This is a genomic window from Onishia taeanensis (genome assembly GCF_900100755.1).
Taxonomy (GTDB): Bacteria; Pseudomonadota; Gammaproteobacteria; order Pseudomonadales; family Halomonadaceae; genus Onishia; species Onishia taeanensis.
This window is the reverse complement of record NZ_FNCI01000002.1, coordinates 127187-145956: the sequence shown is the minus strand read 5'-3', so window position 1 is coordinate 145956 and position 18770 is coordinate 127187. Positions and strand designations below refer to the sequence as shown.

17 protein-coding genes are annotated in these 18770 nt (G+C 65.9%); 3 read left to right on the top strand and 14 right to left on the bottom strand.

Translation table 11 applies throughout. From position 1 onward, the window contains the following. Window positions 1-54: 54 nt before the first annotated feature. The 11 genes from zipA to ccmA all read right to left on the bottom strand — a co-directional run bounded on the left by zipA (window position 55) and on the right by ccmA (window position 12717). Complete coding sequence (zipA, locus tag BLR71_RS03200; RefSeq protein ID WP_092523067.1) at window positions 55-1725, bottom strand: cell division protein ZipA; 1671 nt, start codon at window positions 1723-1725, stop codon at window positions 55-57. Window positions 1726-1981: 256 nt separating this feature from the next. Further along, window positions 1982-5506: a chromosome segregation protein SMC gene (smc, locus tag BLR71_RS03195; protein WP_092523065.1), complete on the bottom strand. Its 3525-nt coding sequence runs from the start codon at window positions 5504-5506 to the stop codon at window positions 1982-1984. A gap of 2 nt (window positions 5507-5508) precedes the next feature. Further along, window positions 5509-6825, bottom strand: coding sequence for a c-type cytochrome biogenesis protein CcmI (gene ccmI, locus BLR71_RS03190; RefSeq protein ID WP_092523064.1), 1317 nt, complete (start codon window positions 6823-6825; stop codon window positions 5509-5511). Beyond that, window positions 6826-7347 (bottom strand): cytochrome c-type biogenesis protein, encoded by a 522-nt coding sequence (locus BLR71_RS03185; RefSeq protein ID WP_092523560.1) that lies wholly within the window; start codon window positions 7345-7347, stop codon window positions 6826-6828. After that, window positions 7344-7871, bottom strand: a complete 528-nt coding sequence (locus BLR71_RS03180; RefSeq protein WP_092523062.1) for a DsbE family thiol:disulfide interchange protein — start codon at window positions 7869-7871, stop codon at window positions 7344-7346. The genes BLR71_RS03185 and BLR71_RS03180 overlap by 4 nt, the downstream gene beginning before the upstream one ends. After that, a complete protein-coding gene (locus BLR71_RS03175) occupies window positions 7868-9898 on the bottom strand; it encodes a heme lyase CcmF/NrfE family subunit (protein ID WP_092523061.1) in 2031 nt (676 codons plus the stop codon). The genes BLR71_RS03180 and BLR71_RS03175 overlap by 4 nt, the downstream gene beginning before the upstream one ends. A gap of 12 nt (window positions 9899-9910) precedes the next feature. Further along, complete coding sequence (gene ccmE / locus BLR71_RS03170; protein WP_092523059.1) at window positions 9911-10411, bottom strand: cytochrome c maturation protein CcmE; 501 nt, start codon at window positions 10409-10411, stop codon at window positions 9911-9913. Beyond that, window positions 10401-10601, bottom strand: a complete 201-nt coding sequence (gene ccmD / locus BLR71_RS03165; protein WP_092523058.1) for a heme exporter protein CcmD — start codon at window positions 10599-10601, stop codon at window positions 10401-10403. Before ccmD ends, ccmE begins: the two co-directional genes overlap by 11 nt. Continuing rightward, on the bottom strand, window positions 10601-11341 hold the full coding sequence (locus BLR71_RS03160; RefSeq protein WP_092523056.1) for a heme ABC transporter permease: 741 nt from the start codon (window positions 11339-11341) through the stop codon (window positions 10601-10603). Before BLR71_RS03160 ends, ccmD begins: the two co-directional genes overlap by 1 nt. Window positions 11342-11354: 13 nt before the next feature. Further along, window positions 11355-12086: a heme exporter protein CcmB gene (gene ccmB, locus BLR71_RS03155; protein ID WP_092523055.1), complete on the bottom strand. Its 732-nt coding sequence runs from the start codon at window positions 12084-12086 to the stop codon at window positions 11355-11357. Further along, entirely contained in the window at window positions 12073-12717 is a 645-nt protein-coding gene (ccmA, locus tag BLR71_RS03150; RefSeq protein WP_092523053.1) for a cytochrome c biogenesis heme-transporting ATPase CcmA, read from the bottom strand. Before ccmA ends, ccmB begins: the two co-directional genes overlap by 14 nt. A gap of 235 nt (window positions 12718-12952) precedes the next feature. Between ccmA and BLR71_RS03145 the strand changes: the two genes are divergently transcribed. Together BLR71_RS03145 and BLR71_RS03140 are read left to right on the top strand one after the other, a co-directional pair. After that, window positions 12953-13423: a LexA family protein gene (locus tag BLR71_RS03145; protein ID WP_092523051.1), complete on the top strand. Its 471-nt coding sequence runs from the start codon at window positions 12953-12955 to the stop codon at window positions 13421-13423. Further along, on the top strand, window positions 13423-14040 hold the full coding sequence (locus tag BLR71_RS03140) for an IMPACT family protein (RefSeq protein WP_092523050.1): 618 nt from the start codon (window positions 13423-13425) through the stop codon (window positions 14038-14040). Before BLR71_RS03145 ends, BLR71_RS03140 begins: the two co-directional genes overlap by 1 nt. Before the next feature lie 83 nt (window positions 14041-14123). Here the strand turns inward: BLR71_RS03140 and BLR71_RS03135 are convergent, their stop codons facing one another. The 3 genes from BLR71_RS03135 to BLR71_RS03125 form a co-directional block, all read right to left on the bottom strand. Then, entirely contained in the window at window positions 14124-15446 is a 1323-nt protein-coding gene (locus BLR71_RS03135; protein ID WP_092523048.1) for a sodium ion-translocating decarboxylase subunit beta, read from the bottom strand. A 12-nt stretch (window positions 15447-15458) separates the two neighbouring features. Further along, window positions 15459-17282: a sodium-extruding oxaloacetate decarboxylase subunit alpha gene (gene oadA, locus BLR71_RS03130; protein ID WP_092523046.1), complete on the bottom strand. Its 1824-nt coding sequence runs from the start codon at window positions 17280-17282 to the stop codon at window positions 15459-15461. 66 nt (window positions 17283-17348) lie between these two features. Beyond that, entirely contained in the window at window positions 17349-17597 is a 249-nt protein-coding gene (locus BLR71_RS03125) for an OadG family protein (protein WP_092523045.1), read from the bottom strand. A gap of 159 nt (window positions 17598-17756) precedes the next feature. On the opposite strand from BLR71_RS03125, the gene BLR71_RS03120 reads away from it, so the two are divergent. Next, a complete protein-coding gene (locus BLR71_RS03120; RefSeq protein ID WP_092523043.1) occupies window positions 17757-18746 on the top strand; it encodes a tRNA dihydrouridine synthase in 990 nt (329 codons plus the stop codon). Window positions 18747-18770 lie beyond the last annotated feature (24 nt).

Genomic DNA, 18770 nt, shown 5'->3' with positions numbered 1-18770 from the left:
TATGGGCTCCCGAGGGAGCCCATATGAAGGGTGGCGGCGGTAGCGTAAGCCGCTTCAGTTGGCCTGAGTGCGGTGCAGCCGGTGGCGGCGCTCGAACTCCTGCACCCGCTCGCGGGCAAAGCCCACGGTCTGGGCGGTCATCACGCTCTGGTTCTCATCCTTCAGCTCGCCGCCCAGATGACGCACCACGACCATGGCGGTTTCGACCATGGCTTCGAAGGCCGCAGAGCTGTCGTGGGCCCCGGGCAGCGGCATCAGCAGACTGATGCCCGGCGTGGTGAAATCGACGCCGTCGGCGACCGGGAAGGTTCCCGGCTTGATCACGTTGACCATCGAGAACTGCAGCTCGCTGTGCGGGTCCTGGGTCTCGAAGCGATGGAAGATCTGCATGTCGCGACAATAGCGCAGGCCGCAGGCCAGCATCAGGTCTAACAGTGCGGTACCGGAGAAGCCTTCTTCGTCCCGAGACATCACGCTGATGACGATGATTTCCTCGGCGCCGCTGAGGGTCTCGCGGGCATGTTCGACCTTGACGCCGTTGCGCAGCGCGCGCTGCAACGTCGGATGCTGCGACTCGGCACCATCGCTTAGCCCGGCCGCTTCATCGGCATAGTAAGAGGCATCGAAGGCGGCGTAGCGTTCATCACCGCTTTCCTCTGGCTCAGGATGGCGCCTGTCATCCAGGCGTGCGCGATCACTTGCCTCTGCGCTTGCCTGGGCACTTTTCTGGGCAGACAGCCGCGGTGAAAACAGCGGATCGTCGCCATCGCGCTGTGCGGCGGCTTCGGCCGCGCGGCGGGCCTCCTGCTCACGCTCGGCCTGCTCCTGCTGCCGGCGGCTGGTTTCGCGTGCCTGACGCTCGGCCTTCTGACGCTCGCGCTCCAGCTTGTCCTTCTTGCGCTTCTCCTTACGGCTCGCCATCTTCTTCTGAATCGAGGAGCCGAAGCGCTGCATCGAATCCCCGACCCTGGCCGAACGATCCCGCAGCGAATCGGACATGCCGTCAAAATCGACCAGCTGATAGCGCTCTTCATCGTGATGGTAGCCTTCATGATCCGCGGGATCGGCGGCAATGCCGGACAGCATCTCGTCCTGATGCTCCGCCGCGACCGCATCCTCCGGTTCAAGATTCATCCGGGCATGGGCAGCGTCATCGATCTCGCTGGGCTCACCCATCACTGGCTGCTTGGCCTGCGGCTGATTGGCCTTCTGATCAGCATCCGCACGCGGCGCCTGAGGGACGTCCTCCTGCAGCGGCGCGGTATCCTGATAGCGCGGCTCTTGAGGGCGAGGCTCTTGGCGATGAGGCGCTGCACGACCGGACGTCTCGGTACCCGAGGCATCGCCGACCTGCGAACGTCCTTGGCCAAGAGTGTCCCCTGTTCGGGATTCTTGGGGCCGGGCTTCCTGGGTCTGGCGCCAACTGGACAGCACCCGGGACGGGCCCGGGTGCTCCTGACGCTCAAGCTTGGGTTTCGAACGCGGCTCGTAGGCGGCGGGCCTAACGACCCGTGCCCCGCCATTGGGCAGCTCGCTGCGCACTTCGGCATCCCGAGCTTCCTGCTCCGGGTCGGTGTATGCTGCCGGGTCTGCATCAGTCGATGTCGAATCGACCTGATCCAGCCTAGGGACGCGACGCTGACGCTGCAGGCGACGTACACCATCGATCACGATGATGGTCACCAGCGCCAACCCCAGAATGATCAGCCACTCTCTAAGTTCCATGAGTCGTCTTGCCTGTCTGCTAGGGGCACCATGCCGGAAAGATTAACAGCCATTAGCATAGCGCGATTACCAAAAAAAGGGCCATGTCTTTTTTGATTGTCAAGCGACATTCGTTGCCTGACAGCATGTCGAATGACCCACGTAATCACCCTACGCGTGCGTCACCTACCTCATTCATATATCCCGTCTTGTTACCCGCTTTCACAACCGGGTGCAAGCGTCGCATTTTACCGACCCGGCCCAGGCTGCGCCGTATTCAGGCCTCGGCAAGCACCGCTGCCTCCTCGACACCGACCGATACCAAGCGCGAAACCCCAGGCTCCTGCATGGTCACACCCATCAAACGTTCCGCCGCTTCCATGGCGATCTTGTTGTGGGTGATATAGATGAACTGCACCGTCTCGGACATCTCCTTCACCAACTTGGCATAGCGGCCCACGTTGGCATCATCCAACGGCGCATCGACCTCATCCAGCATGCAAAACGGTGCGGGATTGAGCTGGAAGATGGCAAACACCAGCGACAAAGCAGTCAGCGCCTTTTCTCCCCCCGACAGCAGATGAATGGTGCTGTTCTTCTTGCCCGGCGGCCTTGCCATGATGGCGACCCCGGTCTCGAGCAAATCATCGCCGGTAAGCGTCAACCATGCGGCCCCGCCGCCGAAGACTTTGGGGAAAAGCGTCTGCAGGCCGGCATCGACCTGATCGAAGGTCTCCTTGAAACGGGTCCGGGTCTCCTGATCGATCTTGCGGATGGCCCGGTCGAGCGTCTCCAGGGCCTCGGTCAGCTCCGCATGCTGGGCCTCCAGGTAGTCGCGGCGCTCGGCCTGCTGGTCGTATTCCTCGATGGCGGCCAGGTTGATAGCGCCGAGCCGGCGGATCTTGTCGCCCAGGCCGTCGAGGCGCTCACGCCAGGCGGATTCGGTGGCGTTGGGATCGAGGTGCTCGGCCAGGGCATCGGCATCGTGATTGAGTTCGGCGAGCTGCTCGTCCTGGGCGTCGGCCTTCAAGGCCAGGGCCTGAACCTGCATGCGCGCTTCCTGCAGCCGCTCGCGGATGCCTTCCAGGTTTCGCTCGTGCTGCTGGCGCGCCTGCTCATCCTCACGTAGCTGTTCGGTGAAGGCGGCGGTCTTGTCGCGGCACTCGGTCAGGGCGCGTTCGTCACGGTCACGCTGGTGCAGTAGCTCTTCCAGGCGCTCGCGATTCTCCTCTTCAGGCTCGCGCAGCATCTCGCGGCTTTCTTCGAGCTCCGCGCACTTCTCCTCCAGGCGGGCCCGGGACTCCTCTGCGCGCCCCTGCTGCTGACCGAGGCCGGCGCGTTCGGTAGTTAGCCGCTGATGGTCGAGCGCCAGCTGCTGGGCGCGCTGGGCCAAGGGCCGCTGGCGGGTGCGCAGCGAGGCGAGCCGCTCCTGGGCCTCGCGGCGGGCACGCTCGAGGCCCTCCCGCTCGGCGCTATCGTCTTCTAGGCGCGCCATGGCGGCCTGCCACGCTTCGCGGGCCTCTTCCAGTTCCAGGGCACGCTCCTCACGCTGCTCTTCGATCCGTTCGAGCTCTTCGTCGATTTCCCGAGCACGCGACTCCAGGTGCTCTAGGCGCGTGGCGAGGTTGGCCTCGGCGAGGGTCCACTGCTGATGCCGCCCCTGCTGTTCGGTCTCGTCGCGACGGCACTGCTCCAGGGTCGCCTCGACATCCTGATCGCGGCTCTCCAGCGCGGCCAGCTGTTCGTCCAACGCGGCCAGGGTAGCGCCCACCTCATCGAGCTCCACGGCGACCTCGTCCCGGCGGCGACGGCTAGTCAGCAAGCTGTCACTGCCCTGCGCCTCGCCCCGCCGGCGCACGAAGCCTTTGCCTAGCCACAGGCCGGCAGGCGTCACCAGACTTTCCCCAGGCGGCAGGCTCGCGACCCGCGACCAGGCCTCTTGCTCGTCGGCGGCGCAGTGAATGCCGGTAAGCAGCAGCGCCGCGGCACCGGCACCCTGCACCTTGGCGGCCAGGCTGGCACCGCCCTGGCTGCCACTAACCTTCGAGGTATCAAGGTCGCCATCCAGCAGCGCCAGGTCGCCGAGCGCGGTAGTCTCCGGGCCGGCATCCAGCGCCTGGCGGGCGCGGCCCAGGTCGACCAGCCGGGTGTTGAGCCAGGGGGCGAGAATCCAGCCGACGACGTCCTCCCATTCGGCCTCCACCGACAGTCGCTCGCCGAGGCGCGGCGCATCACCCAGGCCATGCTCGGCCAGGTGGGCTTCCAGGGCCTCGTCGTGATCGGCCAGTGCGGCGTCGATCAGCGCGTCGAGGGAGGCAAGCTCGCCTTGCAGGCTGTTGCGGCGCTGGCGTTCGGCTTCCCGGCGCGCCTCGGCGTCGCGACGCTCGTCGCGAGCCTGCTGGCGGCGCTCCAGCGCCTGCTGACGGCGATCTTCCAGGGCTTCGCGCTCCAGCTCGGCTTCGGCCAGACGCTCGGCAAACTCGGCGCGCTGCTCGCGAAGCTCACTGGCATCGGGGAGCTCGGCGCGCTGCTGACGGCGGCGCTGCACCTCGGCGGCCAGCGTCTCGACGCCCTGCTCCAGGTTGCGAACCCGGTCCTGAGCGCGTTCGGCTTCGTGACTCGCCTGCTGGTGACGCTCATTGAAGGCGTCCCAGCGCTCGCTGTGTTCGGTATTGGCGGCCTCGGCTTCCTCGAGGGCCTCTTCGAGCTGGGCCAGTTCCTCGGCCACTTCCTCCTGCTCGGGCCCCAGCGTTTCGAGGCGCTCGTCCAGCGCGGTCAAGCGCTCGCCGTCGCTGTCGTTCAGCCGGTCGAGGTCGGCGAGTTCGGCGCGGGCACTCTCCAGATCCCGCGCCAGCTGCTGCTCGCGGGTTCGGGCGTGCTCGAGGCTCTGCTCGAGGCGGGCGATGGCGGTGGTGGTTTCATAGAAGCGGGCCTGATGGCCTTCGAGTTCTTCGGCGAGGCGATCATGCTCGCTTCTGGCCTGTTCGAGCCGGGTCTCGCACTGGCGGGCTCCCAATACCTCGCGCTCGACGCCGGTCTCGAGCTCGCGGACACGGCTCTCCTGTTCGCTCTGCTCGGCGCGCAGCGCGCGGCCGCGCAGCAATGCCAGCTCGCCCTTGAGCCGGTACTCCTCCTGCTTGAGGGTCTGGTAGCGCTTGGCGGCGTCGGCCTGTCGCTTGAGGCGTTCGAGCTGCTTGTCGAGCTCTTCGCGAATGTCGTCGAGGCGCTCCAGATTCTCCTGGGTGCGCCGCATGCGGTTCTCGGTCTCGCGACGGCGCTCCTTGTATTTGGAGATGCCGGCGGCTTCTTCGAGGGTCGAACGCAGCTCTTCGGGGCGCGCCTCGACCAGCCGCGAGATCATGCCCTGGCCGATGATGGCGTAGGAGCGCGGCCCAAGGCCGGTGCCCATGAACAAGTCGGCGATGTCGCGGCGCCGGCACTTCTGGCCGTTGAAGAAGTAGCTGGACTGGCTGTCGCGCGTCACCACGCGCTTGACGGCGATCTCGGCGTACTGGGCGTAGACACCGCCCATGCTGCCGTCGCGGTTGTCGAACAGCAGTTCGATGGACGCCTGACCGACCGGTTTACGGCCGGTGGAGCCGTTGAAGATGACATCGGTCATCGACTCGCCGCGCAGGGTCTTGGCCGAGGATTCCCCCATCACCCAGCGCACGGCATCGATGACGTTGGACTTGCCGCAGCCGTTGGGGCCGACGATAGCGGTCATGTTGCCGTCGAAGGGCACGGTGATGGGGTCGACGAAGGACTTGAAGCCGACCAGTTTGATGGACTTGAGCTGCATGGTTAGTCGTCGGCCTCGTTGCTGGTGGCGACGACCCGGTCGATGGTCACCTCGACCGGGGCGCCCGCGTCTTCATCCCCTGCCGCTGAGACAGGCACCGCCGCGTGCTCGCCGACCAGGTCACCGGGCTGGGGCGCGGCCTGACCGCTTGGCGAGACCCGCACCACCAGGCGCGCCTGATCGACCTGGGAGAGCTTGGCCATGGGGCTCATGGCGTCACCGTCATCGAGACGTACCGTCAGCGGCAGTTCGCCCACCGTGGTGCGCACGATGGCAAGCGGGGGCTTCTCGCCGGCCAGATCCCGGGCCACCACGAAGACGCTGGCGCCGGCATCGACCCGCTCGGCGAGGCGCGGATCCAAGCTAACCCGCACGCGGATACCCGGGCCAGCGGCGGCCGGCTGGCTGGCGGCGCTCTGGTTGGTGGCTGCCTGGCCCGATGCAGCCTGACTCGATGCTGTCTGGCCCAGCCGCGATTTCGCCACGGCGATGCCCTGGCGCAGCGACTCGGCGGTGTCCGGGTTGCTAAAGCCGGCCACGGCACGCCGCCAGTAGTCGATGGCGGCCTCATAGCGGCCATGGTCGAACGCCTCGATGCCCAGCATGCCGAGGATGGTCGGTTCGCGGGGGTCCTTGTCGAGGGTCTCGTCGACCAGCGCCTGCACCTCAGGCGTCAGGGTGCGGTTGGCGTCGAAGAAGCGAATCTGCGCCAGCTGGGCAAGCAGCGACGGCTGGCGGCCTTCCAGGGCGATCAGCCGTTCCAGGGCGGTCTCGGCCTGTGGAAGCTGCCCGCCGTCACGGTACAGCGGAAAAAGCGAGGCCCAGACGTTGGGGTTGTCGGGCTGGCGGGTGGCTTCTTCTTCGAGGCGATTGATCATCATCGCCGGCGAGCCGTTCGGGGCCTGGCGAACCTCCTGCTGCAGGGCATAGAGGGCCAGATCACCAGTGGCACCCTGCTGGCTGTACCAGGCGAAGGCCGCCACGGCCACCGCCAGCATGGTGATCGGCACCATCAGCCGGCCGGCGCCGGCAGGCTTGAGCGGGCGCCTGGCCTGGGTGGCGGTGTCTTCGAGCAGGCTGCGTTCGAGCTCCAGGAGATCCTCATCGAAGCGGGCATCATCGATCTCGCCGCGTTCCCGGGCGGCCTCCAGGGAGGCCCGGCGCCGGCGATAGATCGCCAGGTTCTGCTCGGCGCTGCGATCGCTCTCCTCATAGTCGCGCTGGGCCGTGGCGAAAGCACTGGCGCGGCGCAGCGGCAGGGCCAGCAGCCACAGCGCCGGCAGCAGCAATACGGCCAGGGCAAGCCAGAGTAGGGTCATTCAGTGATCTCCTGAAGTATCAGGGGGTCGATTGAGCAGGGCATTCAGGCGCGCGCGCTCGTCGGCCGAGAGCTCGCGGGCCGATGCACGGCGTCGGCGGCGCACGATCAGCGCCACCAAGACACCGCCGAGCAGCGTAAGGGCGGCGGGCAGGCCCCACAGCAGCAGGGTGCGATCCTCCAGGCGCGGATTGTAGAGCACATAGTCGCCGAAGCGAGCGACCATGAAGTCTTGAATCTCGCGGTCGCTGCGGCCCTCGCGCAGCAGCGCCGCGACCCGCTCGCGCATGTCCTTGGCCACCGGCGAATTGGAATCGCCGATCGCCTGGTTCTGGCACTTGGGGCAGCGCAGGGCGCCGGTCAGCGAGCGGTAGCGCTCGGCGGTCACCGGGGAGTCGAAGTCGCGCACTTCGACCGCCGCCCGGGCCGGATCGGCGAAAGCCCCCATCAGCAGTGCAAGCAACAGCGCCGCGAGCAGCGTAAGGCCGAGACAGCGGCTCGCGAGGCGAGAGGTAGCGGTCATTGCCATTTGCGCACCTCCGGCATGATGGTCTCGGTGACGTCCTCGGGAGTGATATAGCCGGTGTGGTGATAGCGGATCACCCCATCGGCATCGACCAGGAAGGTCTCCGGCGCGCCGTAGACGCCGAGATCGAAGCCAAGCTCACCCTCGGGGTCGAAGAGGTTGACCTCGAAGGGGTTGCCGAACTCCTCGAGAAAGGCGCGGCCCTTCTCGCGGCTGTCCTTGTAGTCGACGCCGATCAAGCGCACGTCACGCGCGGCGAGATCGAGCAGCTGCGGCATCTCCTGCTTGCAGGTCGGGCACCACTCGCCCCAGACGTTGACCAGGGTCACCTGGCCCTTGAGCAGCGAGGCATCCAGGCGCGCCTCGGGGTCCTCGAGGCTGGACAGACTGAAGGCCGGGAAGTCGCGCGCCAGCAGCGCCGAGTCTCGGGATGAAGGATCCAGCGACAGGCCGCGATAGAGCAGCGCCGCTAGGGCGATGAACAGCAGCAGCGGAATGGCCAGCAACAGACGACGCTTCATGCCCGAGCCTCCTCAGCGCCAGCCCGTGATGCGCCATCAGGTGCGGTGCCCTCGCGCCCTGACCGAGCGCTGCGGGCCTTGACGCGCCGGCGATAGCGCCGGTCGATCACCGCCACCAGCCCACCGGCGGCCATCAGCAACGCCCCGAGCCACAGCCAGCGCACGAAGGGCTTGAACTGAATGCGCAGCGCCCAGGAGCCGTCGTCCAGCTCTTCGCCCATCGCCACGTACAGATCGCGCAGGAGACCGGGGCGCAGGGCGACCTGGGTCATCGGCATGCCCCGGGCGATATAGACGCGCTTCTCCGGGTGCATGGTGAACAGATGCGACTCGCCGCCGCGGCTGACGGCGATGGTGGCGGTATCGGCCAGGTAGTTGGGGCCGCGCTGCTGGCCGAGCTCGGTCATGGTGAAGTCATAGCCCGCCACGCTGACGCTTTCGCCTACGTCGAGACGCACATTGCGCTCGACGTTGTAGTTCGAGACCACGGTGACGCCGATGATGGTCACGGCGAGCCCCAGATGGCCGAGCACCATGCCCCAATAGGCCGGCGACAGACGCTTGAGTGCAGCCAGCGGCGCGCCCTGCCGGCGCATCCTGTCGATCAGGTCACGCACCAGCGGCAGCACCACCCAGAGTGCCGACACCAGCCCGAGCGACACCCAGAGATTCCATTCCCCGCCATAGATCAGCGGGGCAACGATGCCGATGGCAAGCGCCCCGAGCCCCGACACCGCGAGGCGACGGGCCAGCTCGCGGCCCGGCATGGCCTTCCAGCGCGACAGCGGGCCCAGGCCCATGAACACGCAGAGGATCACGGTCAGCGGCACGAACAGCGTATTGAAGTACGGCGGGCCGACGCTGATCTTGCCAAGGTTCAGGGCATCGAGCACCAACGGATAAAGGGTGCCGAGCAGTACGGTGACGGTCATGATCACCAGCAGAATGTTGTTGATCAGCAGCAGTGCATCCCGCGACAGCCAACTGAATCGCACCGCATGGCTCACTCGGGGCGCGCGCAGGGCGAACACCGCAAGCGACACGCCGACGGTAATACCCAGCAAGGCGAGAATGAACATGCCCCGCGACGGGTCGTTGGCGAAGGCATGCACCGAGGTCAGCACCCCCGAGCGCACCAGGAAGGTACCGAGCAGCGACAGCGAAAAGGTGGTGATGGCCAGCAGCACGGTCCAGCTCTTGAAGGAGCCGCGCTTCTCGGTCACCGCCAGCGAATGAATCAGCGCGGTGCCGGCCAACCAGGGCAGCAGGGAGGCATTCTCGACCGGGTCCCAAAACCACCAACCGCCCCAGCCCAGCTCGTAGTAGGCCCACCAGCTGCCCAGGGCGATGCCGACCGTTAGAAAGGCCCAGGCGATATTGGTCCAGGGGCGCGCCCAGCGGGTCCAGGCGGCATCCAGCCGGCCGCCGAGCAGGGCGGCAATGGCGAAGGCGAACACCACCGAGAACCCCACATAGCCCATGTAGAGCATCGGTGGATGGATGATCAGGCCAACGTCCTGCAGCAGCGGATTGAGGTCGGCGCCGTCCTGTGGCGGCACCGGCAGCACCCGCGTGAAGGGGTTGGAGGTCATCAGCACGAAGGTCAGAAAGCCAGCGCTCACTAGCCCCATTACCCCCAGCACCCGGGCCAGCATGTCTCTCGGCAAGTCTCGGGAGAAAAGACTGACGGCAAACCCCCAGGCGCCGAGCAGCAGGCTCCACAGCAGCACCGAGCCCTCATGATTGCCCCAGACGGCGCTGGCCTTGTAGTACCAGGGCAGCATCGAATTGGAGTTGTTGGCGACATTGGCGACGCTGAAGTCATCCAGCAGGTAGCTGGCGGTCAGGCAGACGTAGGCGACCAGCAGGAACAATAGCTGGCCCGCCGCCATGGGTTGGGCGAAAGCCATCCACAGCGGCCGGCGCGTCGCTGAGCCGGCCAGCGGCACTATCGCCTGCACCACGGCCATCAGCAGGGCCAGCACCAGCGCGAAGTGGCCGAGTTCGGGAATCATCTCAATCAGCATGGCAACTCCGGGTCAGTAGGCAGCGTCGCTTGCGCTACCGGCCTTGGGGGCGCTGTCACCGCCAGCGGACGAATAGTCGGCGGGGGAATAGCCGGCCGCCTTCAGGGCGTCGGCGACCTCGCGGGGCATGTAGTTCTCATCGTGCTTGGCCAGCACCTCGCTCGCCATCAGGTGGCCCTCGCCATCGAGCTTGCCGACCACCACCACGCCCTGCCCCTCGCGGAAGAGGTCGGGCAGGATGCCGCTGTAGCGTACCTCGAGATCCTCGACGTAATCGGTGATCACGAAGGTCACATCCAGGCTATCGGCGTCTCGGGCCACGCTGTTCTCCTTGACCATGCCGCCGGCACGCAGGGTGCGGTTGACCGGCGCCTCGCCGGCAGCGACCTGCACAGGGCTGAAGAACAGGTTGATGTTGCTGCGCAGGGCGTACAGGGTCAGGCCGATCGCCAGCGCGGCCAGGGTCATCAGGCCAAGAATGATGAAGAGCTTCTGCTTGCGCTTAGGATGCATCGCGGCCTTTCCTCTGGGTGGCGGACTCACGGCGCGCCCGGCGTTCAAGATCACGCAGCAGGCCGCGGCGCTCGATCCGGGCATGCACCACGCTGCCGACCATGGCCAGCGCCGTGACCGCCCAGGCCGACCACACGTAGGCGCCGTAACCGCCCATGGCGAAGAAGGCGTCGAGGGAATCGAAGGCCATCAGGCTCCTCCCGCGGCGAGTTCACGCACCCAGTGCTTGCCGGCCTCGCGGCGCAGGATCTCGCTGCGGGTCCGCATCAGCGTCATGGCGATGAAGAAAGCATAGAAGCCCACCACCATCAGCAGCAGCGGCCACCACATCTCAACCGGCATCGAGGGACGCGAGGTGATCGAGAAGGAGGCCTTCTGATGCAGGGTGTACCACCAGTCGACGGAATACTTGATCACCGGAATATTGATCACGCCGACCATGGCCAGCACCGAGGCGGCCCGGGACCCGCTGTCGCGGCTGGCAAAGGCCCCGCGCAGGGCGATCACGCCCAAATACAGGAAGAGCAGAATCAGCATCGAGGTCAGGCGGGCATCCCATATCCACCAGGTGCCCCAGGTGGGCATGCCCCACACCGAGCCGGTGAACAGCGCCACGAAGGTCATCACCGCGCCCAGCGGTGCCATCACCGCGGCGGCCATGTCGGCGACCTTGATCTTCCAGACCATGAATACCAGCGCCGCCACCGCCATGGAAACGAAGATCGATTGCGCGAGGAAGGCCGCCGGCACATGCACATAGATGATGCGAAAGCTGTCGCCCTGCTGGTAGTCGGCCGGGGCAAAGGCGAGCCCCCATAGGCTGCCGACGAGGATCAGGCCCACCGCCAGGATCCAGCACCAGGGCAGAAGCCTTCCGCTGATGGCGTAAAACCACTTGGGTGATCCGACCTTGTGAATGAACGCCCACATACCCCGAAATTCCTTATCCGTTGATACTGATGCGCAGCGACGCGGCGATGGCGAAGGGCGCCAGCATCAGCGCGCCGCAGCACAGCGCGCCGAGGATCGCCAAGTGCGGGCCCACTGGGTCGCCGAGGATGGCCGCCTGGACGGCGCCGGTGCCGAAAATCAGCACCGGAATATTCAGCGGCAGTACCAGCAGCGAGAGCAGTACGCCGCCCCGAGACAGGCCGACCGTCAGGGCGGCACCGATGGCGCCGATCAGGCTCAGGCTGATGCTACCCAGCGCCAGTGACAGCGACAAAATCACGTAGCTGCCGGCCGGTAGTGCCAGCAGCAGGCCCAGCAGCGGTGCCATCAGCGCCAGCGGCAGCCCGGTCATCAGCCAGTGCACGGCGACCTTGCCGAGCACCAGCGCCGACAGCGGCTGCGGCGCGAGCAGCAACTGCTCGAGGCTGCCATCATCGAAGTCGGCGCGAAACAGCGTGTCCAGCGACAAAAGCGTCGCCAGCAGCGCTGCTACCCACAAAAGCCCCGGCGCGATGCTGGCCAACAATGCCGGCTGTGGCGAGATGCCAAGCGGAAACAGCGTGATAACCAGGGCAAAGAACGCCAGAGGGTTCAGGATATCACTGCGCCGGCGCGCGGCGAGGGTCAGGTCGCGCTTGACGATGGCAGCCATGGCCACGCCGAGACCGCCGCGGGGCTCCACCATCTCGACCGCCCTCGACGCGCCCCTGTCAGAGGATGACATCGTCCCCTCCTTCACCGAGCTGAACGCGCTTCACGCTCCCCTGAGCGGTCAGGTCATGATGGGTGGTCAAGAGCACGCTACCGCCGCCGGCGACATGGTCATGCAGGCGCTGCTCCAATGCAGCGACGCCCGCCTTGTCGATGGCAGTGAAGGGCTCATCGAGCACCCATAGCGGACGCGGTGTAAGCTCGAGGCGTGCCAGCGCCACTCGGCGCTGCTGTCCCGCCGAGAGCTGGGCCACCGGCAGGTCTTCGAACCCCATGAGGCCCACCGCCTGCAGCGCCTCTAGGCGCGACGCCTCGCTGCCCGTATCGCCGGCCAGCGCCTGATACCAGGCAAGGTTCTCGAGCGCTGTCAGCGCCGCCTTGATGCCGGTAGCATGTCCCAAATAGACGAGGTTGGACAGGAAGGCCTCCCGCACACGGGATAGCGGCGCATCGCCCCAGCGAAGCTCGCCCTGATAGTCGTCGAACTGTCCCGAGAGAATCTTCAAGAGCGTGGTCTTGCCGCTGCCGTTGGGCCCTTCGACACGCACCAGTTCGCCGGGGCCGATCGCCAGATCAAGGTCGCGAAACAGCATGCGCCCATCGCGTTCACAGCTCAGGTTTCGCGCTTGCAGGCGAGCACTCACGGGGTCTCCCAGGGTCGATAATCCGCTCGGCACTGTACACGCTGCGGCCATTTCTCGCCAGCATGGGGCTTGCGGCGGCAGGTCGCATTGACCTGTCATGGGGCGGTAGTAGCCTGATTCTCTTGCGAGCCTCGCTGCCCTTGCTATGATGCATAGGCACCGCCAAGAATACTGTAAATAACAACAGCTACTGAGCCCTGGGCTCATCTCGACGTCGCGCCAAGGGAGAAGGATCATGCCGCACACCGCACCGCATTATCTGCACCGTCTACCCAACCTGCCGCTCAGCAATGCCTGGGAGGAGATAACGGCCAGCGACATGGTCGAGGTCGAGCTGCTCGGCAAGGTCGCCGCTGGCCTGCCCATCGAGGCTTGCCCCGACCAGGCCAGCGTGCTCATCCCGTCGCGGATGGTGCGACGCAATACCTACGCGCTCAAGGTCTGCGGCGACTCGATGATCGACTGCAATATCTTCGACGGTGACGTGATCATCATCGAGCGCCAGGAAAGCGCCGAGAACGGCGAAACCGCCGTGGTGCTGATCAACAACCAAGAGGTCACCCTGAAGAAACTCTACATCGAGAAGTCCGGCGTGCGCCTGCAGCCGGCCAACGAGACGATGGCTCCGATCTTTCTCAAGAACGACGACATCCAGGTGCTTGGCCTGGTCATGGGCGTGGTGCGCCAGCCGGCACAGGCGGCCTGATGCGCTACCCGATTCCCGATCTCCCCCTTGGCAACTGGCGCGAAACCGAACTCGAGGTCGAGAAGAGCCGCTTCTTGACCTGGACCTGCTACGCCCCGGACACGGCGAGTTTCGAGGCCTTGCTGGCCGAGGCGAGGGCTCGCCACCCCAACGCCAGCCACCACTGCAGCGCCTTCATCGCCGGCCCGCCGGGTGAGCAACAGGCCATCGGCTTCTCGGATGACGGAGAGCCCGGCGGCACCGCCGGGCGCCCCATGTTTCAGGTGCTCGAGGGCGCCGACATCGGCCAGGTGGGCTGCGTGGTTACTCGCTATTTCGGCGGCACCAAGCTCGGCACCGGCGGTCTGGCACGGGCCTATTCAAAGGCCGTGGCTCAGGCGCTCGAGACACTGCCGACCCGCGACTTCACCCAGCGCACCCCGCTACGCATGAGGCTCGGCTTCGCCGGCGAGGCCGAGGCCCGCTCCTGGCTCAGTGAGCAAGACATTCCCGTCGAGCAGGCCGACTACGGCGCCGATGGCGTCGTGCTGACCGTGGGCTGGCCCGCCGACCAAGAGACGGACCTCAGTGCCCTGGACAGCCGGCTCAAGGGACAGCTCGAACATCTGAGCGACTGACGCCAGCCGGCGTCTTTCCGCCACAAAAAAGCGGCGCCCTAAGGGCGCCGCTTTTTCATTCATCGGCGTCGTCACCGCGCGAGTCAGCCCAGGTACTTGATCATCACGCCGGCGGCCACCGCCGAGCCGATCACGCCGGCCACGTTCGGGCCCATGGCATGCATGAGCAGGAAGTTGTGGGGGTTGTACTCGAGCCCCACCTTGTTCGATACCCGCGCGGCCATCGGCACCGCCGATACGCCGGCCGAGCCGATCAGCGGATTGATCTCCATCTTGCTGAAGGTGTTCAACAGCTTGGCCATCAACACGCCGCAGGCGGTACCGATTGCGAAGGCGATGATGCCGAGGCTCAGGATGCCCAGGGTCTCGACGGCCAGGAAGCGATCCGCGATCAGCTTGGAGCCCACCGACAGGCCGAGGAAAATGGTCACGATATTGATCAGCGCATTCTGTGACGTATCCGACAGGCGCTCGACCACGCCGCACTCGCGCATCAGGTTACCGAAGCAGAACATGCCGAGCAGCGGCGCAGCATCCGGCAGGAAGAGCACCACCAGGATCAACAGCACCAGCGGGAAGCAGATCTTCTCGAGCTTGGACACCGGCCGCAGCTGGGTCATGACGATCCGGCGTTCCTTTTCGCTGGTCAGCGCCCGCATGATAGGCGGCTGAATCAGCGGCACCAGCGCCATGTAGGAATACGACGCCACAGCGATGGCCCCGAGCAGCTCCGGCGCCAGCAGGCTCGACACATAGATCGAGGTCGGACCGTCGGCCCCACCGATGATGCCGATGGCGGCGGCCTGCTTGAGCGAGAAGTCCATCCAGCCAAGCGAGGTCAGCCCCACCGCGCCGATCAGGGTGGCGAAGATGCCGAACTGCGCCGCGGCACCGAGAAACAGAGTGCGCGGATTGGCCAACAGCGGACCGAAGTCGGTCATGGCGCCCACGCCCATGAAGATCACCAGCGGCGCGATGCCCGACGCGATGGCCACACTGTAGAAGTTGTAGAGCATGCCATTGGCGAAGCCCTCATCCTGAGCCACGTCCTGGGCGGCCCGCACCAGGTTCGGCGCCGTATCGCCATGCACCATCGAGGCGATGGCGTGGCGTGCGGTCTCGATCGGCGTTGTCGGATCCAGGTTCATCCCCAGCGCATCGGCCATGCGCCCCAATACCTCGGGACGCGCCAGGTGCGCCGCCTGCTCGGCGGCGGACAGGGCGAGCCCGGCTTCGGGGATGTTGGCCAGTATGCCGCCGAAGCCGATCGGCACCAGCAGCAACGGCTCGAACTTCTTGTGGATCGCCAGGTAAAGCAGCAGCAGGCCGATGACGATCATCACCGCCTGCCCAAGGCTCAGGTTGTAGAGTCCCGAGCCGTACCAGAGAGTCAGCAGTTTATCCATCAATCGGGGCCCTTACAGGACGACCAGCGCATCACCCACGGATACGCTGTCGCCTTCTTTGACATTGACCGCAGAGACAGTGCCGGCGCTTGCCGCGCGGATTTCGGTCTCCATCTTCATGGCCTCGAGAATAATCACCACGTCGCCCTCGGCGACTTGATCGCCCGGCTTGACGTTGACCTTGAAGATATTGCCGGCCAGCGGCGCACTGACGGTCTCACCGCTGGAAGCGGCCGGCGCCGCTGGGGCAGCCGGAGCGGCCGCCTGGCCGGCGTCACCCTGGGCCTGAACCTGGCCGATCTCGCCGCCTTCGGCGACCTCGACCACATACTGCTTGCCGTTGACGGTAATGGTGTAGGTCTCGGGACCCGCCGCCGGCGCCCCGCCGCCCGAATTGGCAGGCGCGCTGGTGGCCGGCACACCGGCTTCCGGGGCCTTGGGCGCCGGCTCGAAAGCCTCGGGATTGTCGCGGTTCTTGAGGAACTTGAGCCCGATCTGCGGGAAGAGCGCATAGGTCAGTACGTCGTCGATGCGCCGCTCGCCCTCTTCGAGGCGAATATCCTCTTCCTTGGCCTTGGCCTCGAGCTCCTGGGTCAGGCGCTCGCACTCCGGCTCCAGCCGGTCGGCCGGACGGCAGGTGATCGGCTCATTGCCTTCCAGCACCCGGGACTGCAGGTCCTGGTTGAAGTCGGAGGGTGCGGAGCCGTATTCGCCCTTGAGCAGCGCCTGAACCTCCTTGGAGATCGACTTGTAGCGCTCACCCATCATCACGTTCATCACCGCCTGGGTACCGACGATCTGCGAGGTCGGGGTCACCAGCGGAATGAAGCCCAGGTCTTCGCGGACCCGAGGAATCTCGCTGAGCACGTCATCGAGCTTGTCGCCGGCGCCCTGCTCCTTGAGCTGGCCTTCCATGTTGGTGAGCATGCCACCGGGCACCTGGGCGACCAGAATCCGTGAATCGATCCCCTTCAGCGAGCCTTCGAAGGCGGCGTACTTCTTGCGCACTTCGCGGAAATAGGCCGCGATATCCTCGAGCAGCTCGAGATCCAGGCCGGTGTCGCGCTCGGTATCCTTGAGCATCGCCACCACCGATTCGGTGGGGCTGTGGCCGTAGGTCATCGACATCGAGGAGATGGCGGTATCGATATTGTCGATGCCGGCCTCGACAGCCTTGAGGGCCGTCGCCGTGGACATGCCGGTGGTGGCATGGCACTGCATGTGGATGGGGATCGACAGTTCTTTCTTGAGCTTGGAGACCAGCTCGAAGGCGGTATAGGGCGCCAGCAGGCCTGCCATGTCCTTGATCGCCAGGGAGTCAGCGCCCATGTCGGCGATCTGCTTGGCGAGCTCGACCCAGCCATCGATCGTGTGCACCGGGCTCACGGTATAGGCGATGGTGCCCTGAGCATGGCCTTCGTTGGCACGCACGGCCTTGATGGCACGCTCGAGGTTGCGCGGGTCGTTCATGGCATCGAAAACGCGGAAGACATCGACGCCGTTGATGCGGGCGCGCTCGACGAACTTGTCGACCACGTCGTCGGCATAGTGGCGATAACCCAGCAGGTTCTGACCGCGCAGCAGCATCTGCTGCGGCGTATTGGGCATCGCTTCCTTGAGGGCGCGAATGCGGGCCCAGGGGTCTTCTCCCAGATAGCGGATGCAGGAATCGAAGGTGGCGCCACCCCAGGACTCCAGCGACCAGAAACCGACACGGTCGAGCTTCTCGGCGATCGGCAGCATGTCATCCAGACGCATGCGCGTGGCGAACAGTGACTGGTGGGCGTCACGCAGCACCACATCGGTGATGCCCAACGGGCGTCGAGTCTCACTCATAACGGCTTATCCTTGTCTTTATCGTTGATTCTGTCTGGCGAGCGGCGTGATGTGATGACCGCCTGCCTAGCGACGATGGCGCTGGCGATAGCGGTGAACGGCGGTGCTGATCACGACCATCAGATCGTCATCCTGGGCGGCGGCCGCTGGCGCCGGCGTGCGCGCGGCTTCGGGCTTGGCCGGCACCGGCGACCAACGGGCAACCAGCTTGGACATGCCGGTGGTGGCGATGACCAGCACCGTCAGGAAGACGAAGACGAAGCCCATCCCAAACGCCATCAGCATCAGGCCTTCCTGCATCAGCGAGTCTTGCATATAAAATCCCCTTGCTCGGTCGCGCCCAACCATGACTGCCCTGGGCATGCTATTCGACTGGTACAATAACCTGCCTGAACCTACCAATAATGCAATGACACCATGGTTGAGCAGAACGTAGTTAATTTACTACATGAAGGCCGCATCGGCCTAGCGCCCATGGAAGGCGTGATTGATGCCCATACCCGCGCTCTGCTCACCGAGCACCCAGGCTTCGACTGGACGGTGACCGAGTTCGTGCGCGTGGTCGACGTGCGTCTGCCGCCGCGCGTCTTTTACAAGCACTGCCCGGAGCTGACACAGGCGCGGGTCGCGACACCCCATGGCATTCCGGTCCACCTGCAACTGCTGGGCTCGGACCCGACGGCCTTGGCCGCCAATGCGCGCCAAGCGGTCAGCCTGGGGGCGGTCAGCCTCGACCTGAACTTCGGCTGCCCGGCCAAGACGGTCAATCGTCACGACGGCGGCGCCTCACTACTGCGCGACCCGCGCCGCCTCGAGCGGGCCGTGGCCGCCGTGCATCAGGCCGTGGAAGGCGCCGTACCGGTCACTGCCAAGGTGCGCCTGGGCTTCTCTGACCGCCTACGCGCCCTAGACTGCGCGCTGGCCGCCGAGCGAGGCGGCGCCGCCTCGCTGGTGGTACACGCCCGCACCCGCGACGAGGGCTATCGCCCGCCGGCCCACTGGGAGTGGATCGGGCGCATCCGTCATGCCCTGCGCATCCCGGTGATCGCCAATGGCGACATCTGGACACTCGAGGATTACTGGAAGGCGCGCACCCTGTCAGGGTGTCCGGACGTGATGCTGGGACGCGGCGCCCTCGCCGACCCCTTCCTGGCCCCGCGCATCCGCCACTGGCAGCGTACCAACGAGCGCCTACCCGCCACCTCCTGGGCGGTTCGTGCCGATATTCTCTGCACCTATGCTGCATTGCAGCGTAGCACACTTCCGGAACGCGTCGTGGTCTCGTTGCTCAAGCAGTGGCTGAATCAGATGCGCGCCCGTGACCCGGAAGCCGCCCGCCGCTTCCAGACGCTGCGCCGCGAGACTCGCCTGGACCCTTTCCTGGCCGGCCTCGCCGAGCACACACCGGCGGCAAGCGCCGTTCACCAGGCTTGCCGGCCACCGGCCGCCGCCCTCGCGACATGAGCGACGTAAGCCACATGAAAAGCG

What these genes read in the sequence shown, in the direction of transcription:
- oadA (WP_092523046.1), bottom strand. Translation starts at nt 17,282, where the DNA reads ATGAGTGAGACTCGACGCCCGTTGGGCATCACCGATGTGGTGCTGCGT.
- ccmI (WP_092523064.1), bottom strand. Translation starts at nt 6,825, where the DNA reads ATGACCCTACTCTGGCTTGCCCTGGCCGTATTGCTGCTGCCGGCGCTG.
- smc (WP_092523065.1), bottom strand. Translation starts at nt 5,506, where the DNA reads ATGCAGCTCAAGTCCATCAAACTGGTCGGCTTCAAGTCCTTCGTCGAC.
- BLR71_RS03135 (WP_092523048.1), bottom strand. Translation starts at nt 15,446, where the DNA reads ATGGATAAACTGCTGACTCTCTGGTACGGCTCGGGACTCTACAACCTG.
- BLR71_RS03185 (WP_092523560.1), bottom strand. Translation starts at nt 7,347, where the DNA reads ATGACCGCTACCTCTCGCCTCGCGAGCCGCTGTCTCGGCCTTACGCTG.
- ccmD (WP_092523058.1), bottom strand. Translation starts at nt 10,601, where the DNA reads ATGGCCTTCGATTCCCTCGACGCCTTCTTCGCCATGGGCGGTTACGGC.
- BLR71_RS03175 (WP_092523061.1), bottom strand. Translation starts at nt 9,898, where the DNA reads ATGCTGATTGAGATGATTCCCGAACTCGGCCACTTCGCGCTGGTGCTG.
- BLR71_RS03145 (WP_092523051.1), top strand. Translation starts at nt 12,953, where the DNA reads ATGCCGCACACCGCACCGCATTATCTGCACCGTCTACCCAACCTGCCG.
- ccmE (WP_092523059.1), bottom strand. Translation starts at nt 10,411, where the DNA reads ATGCATCCTAAGCGCAAGCAGAAGCTCTTCATCATTCTTGGCCTGATG.
- BLR71_RS03160 (WP_092523056.1), bottom strand. Translation starts at nt 11,341, where the DNA reads ATGTGGGCGTTCATTCACAAGGTCGGATCACCCAAGTGGTTTTACGCC.
- zipA (WP_092523067.1), bottom strand. Translation starts at nt 1,725, where the DNA reads ATGGAACTTAGAGAGTGGCTGATCATTCTGGGGTTGGCGCTGGTGACC.
- BLR71_RS03120 (WP_092523043.1), top strand. Translation starts at nt 17,757, where the DNA reads ATGGAAGGCGTGATTGATGCCCATACCCGCGCTCTGCTCACCGAGCAC.
- BLR71_RS03140 (WP_092523050.1), top strand. Translation starts at nt 13,423, where the DNA reads ATGCGCTACCCGATTCCCGATCTCCCCCTTGGCAACTGGCGCGAAACC.
- BLR71_RS03180 (WP_092523062.1), bottom strand. Translation starts at nt 7,871, where the DNA reads ATGAAGCGTCGTCTGTTGCTGGCCATTCCGCTGCTGCTGTTCATCGCC.
- ccmB (WP_092523055.1), bottom strand. Translation starts at nt 12,086, where the DNA reads ATGTCATCCTCTGACAGGGGCGCGTCGAGGGCGGTCGAGATGGTGGAG.
- BLR71_RS03125 (WP_092523045.1), bottom strand. Translation starts at nt 17,597, where the DNA reads ATGCAAGACTCGCTGATGCAGGAAGGCCTGATGCTGATGGCGTTTGGG.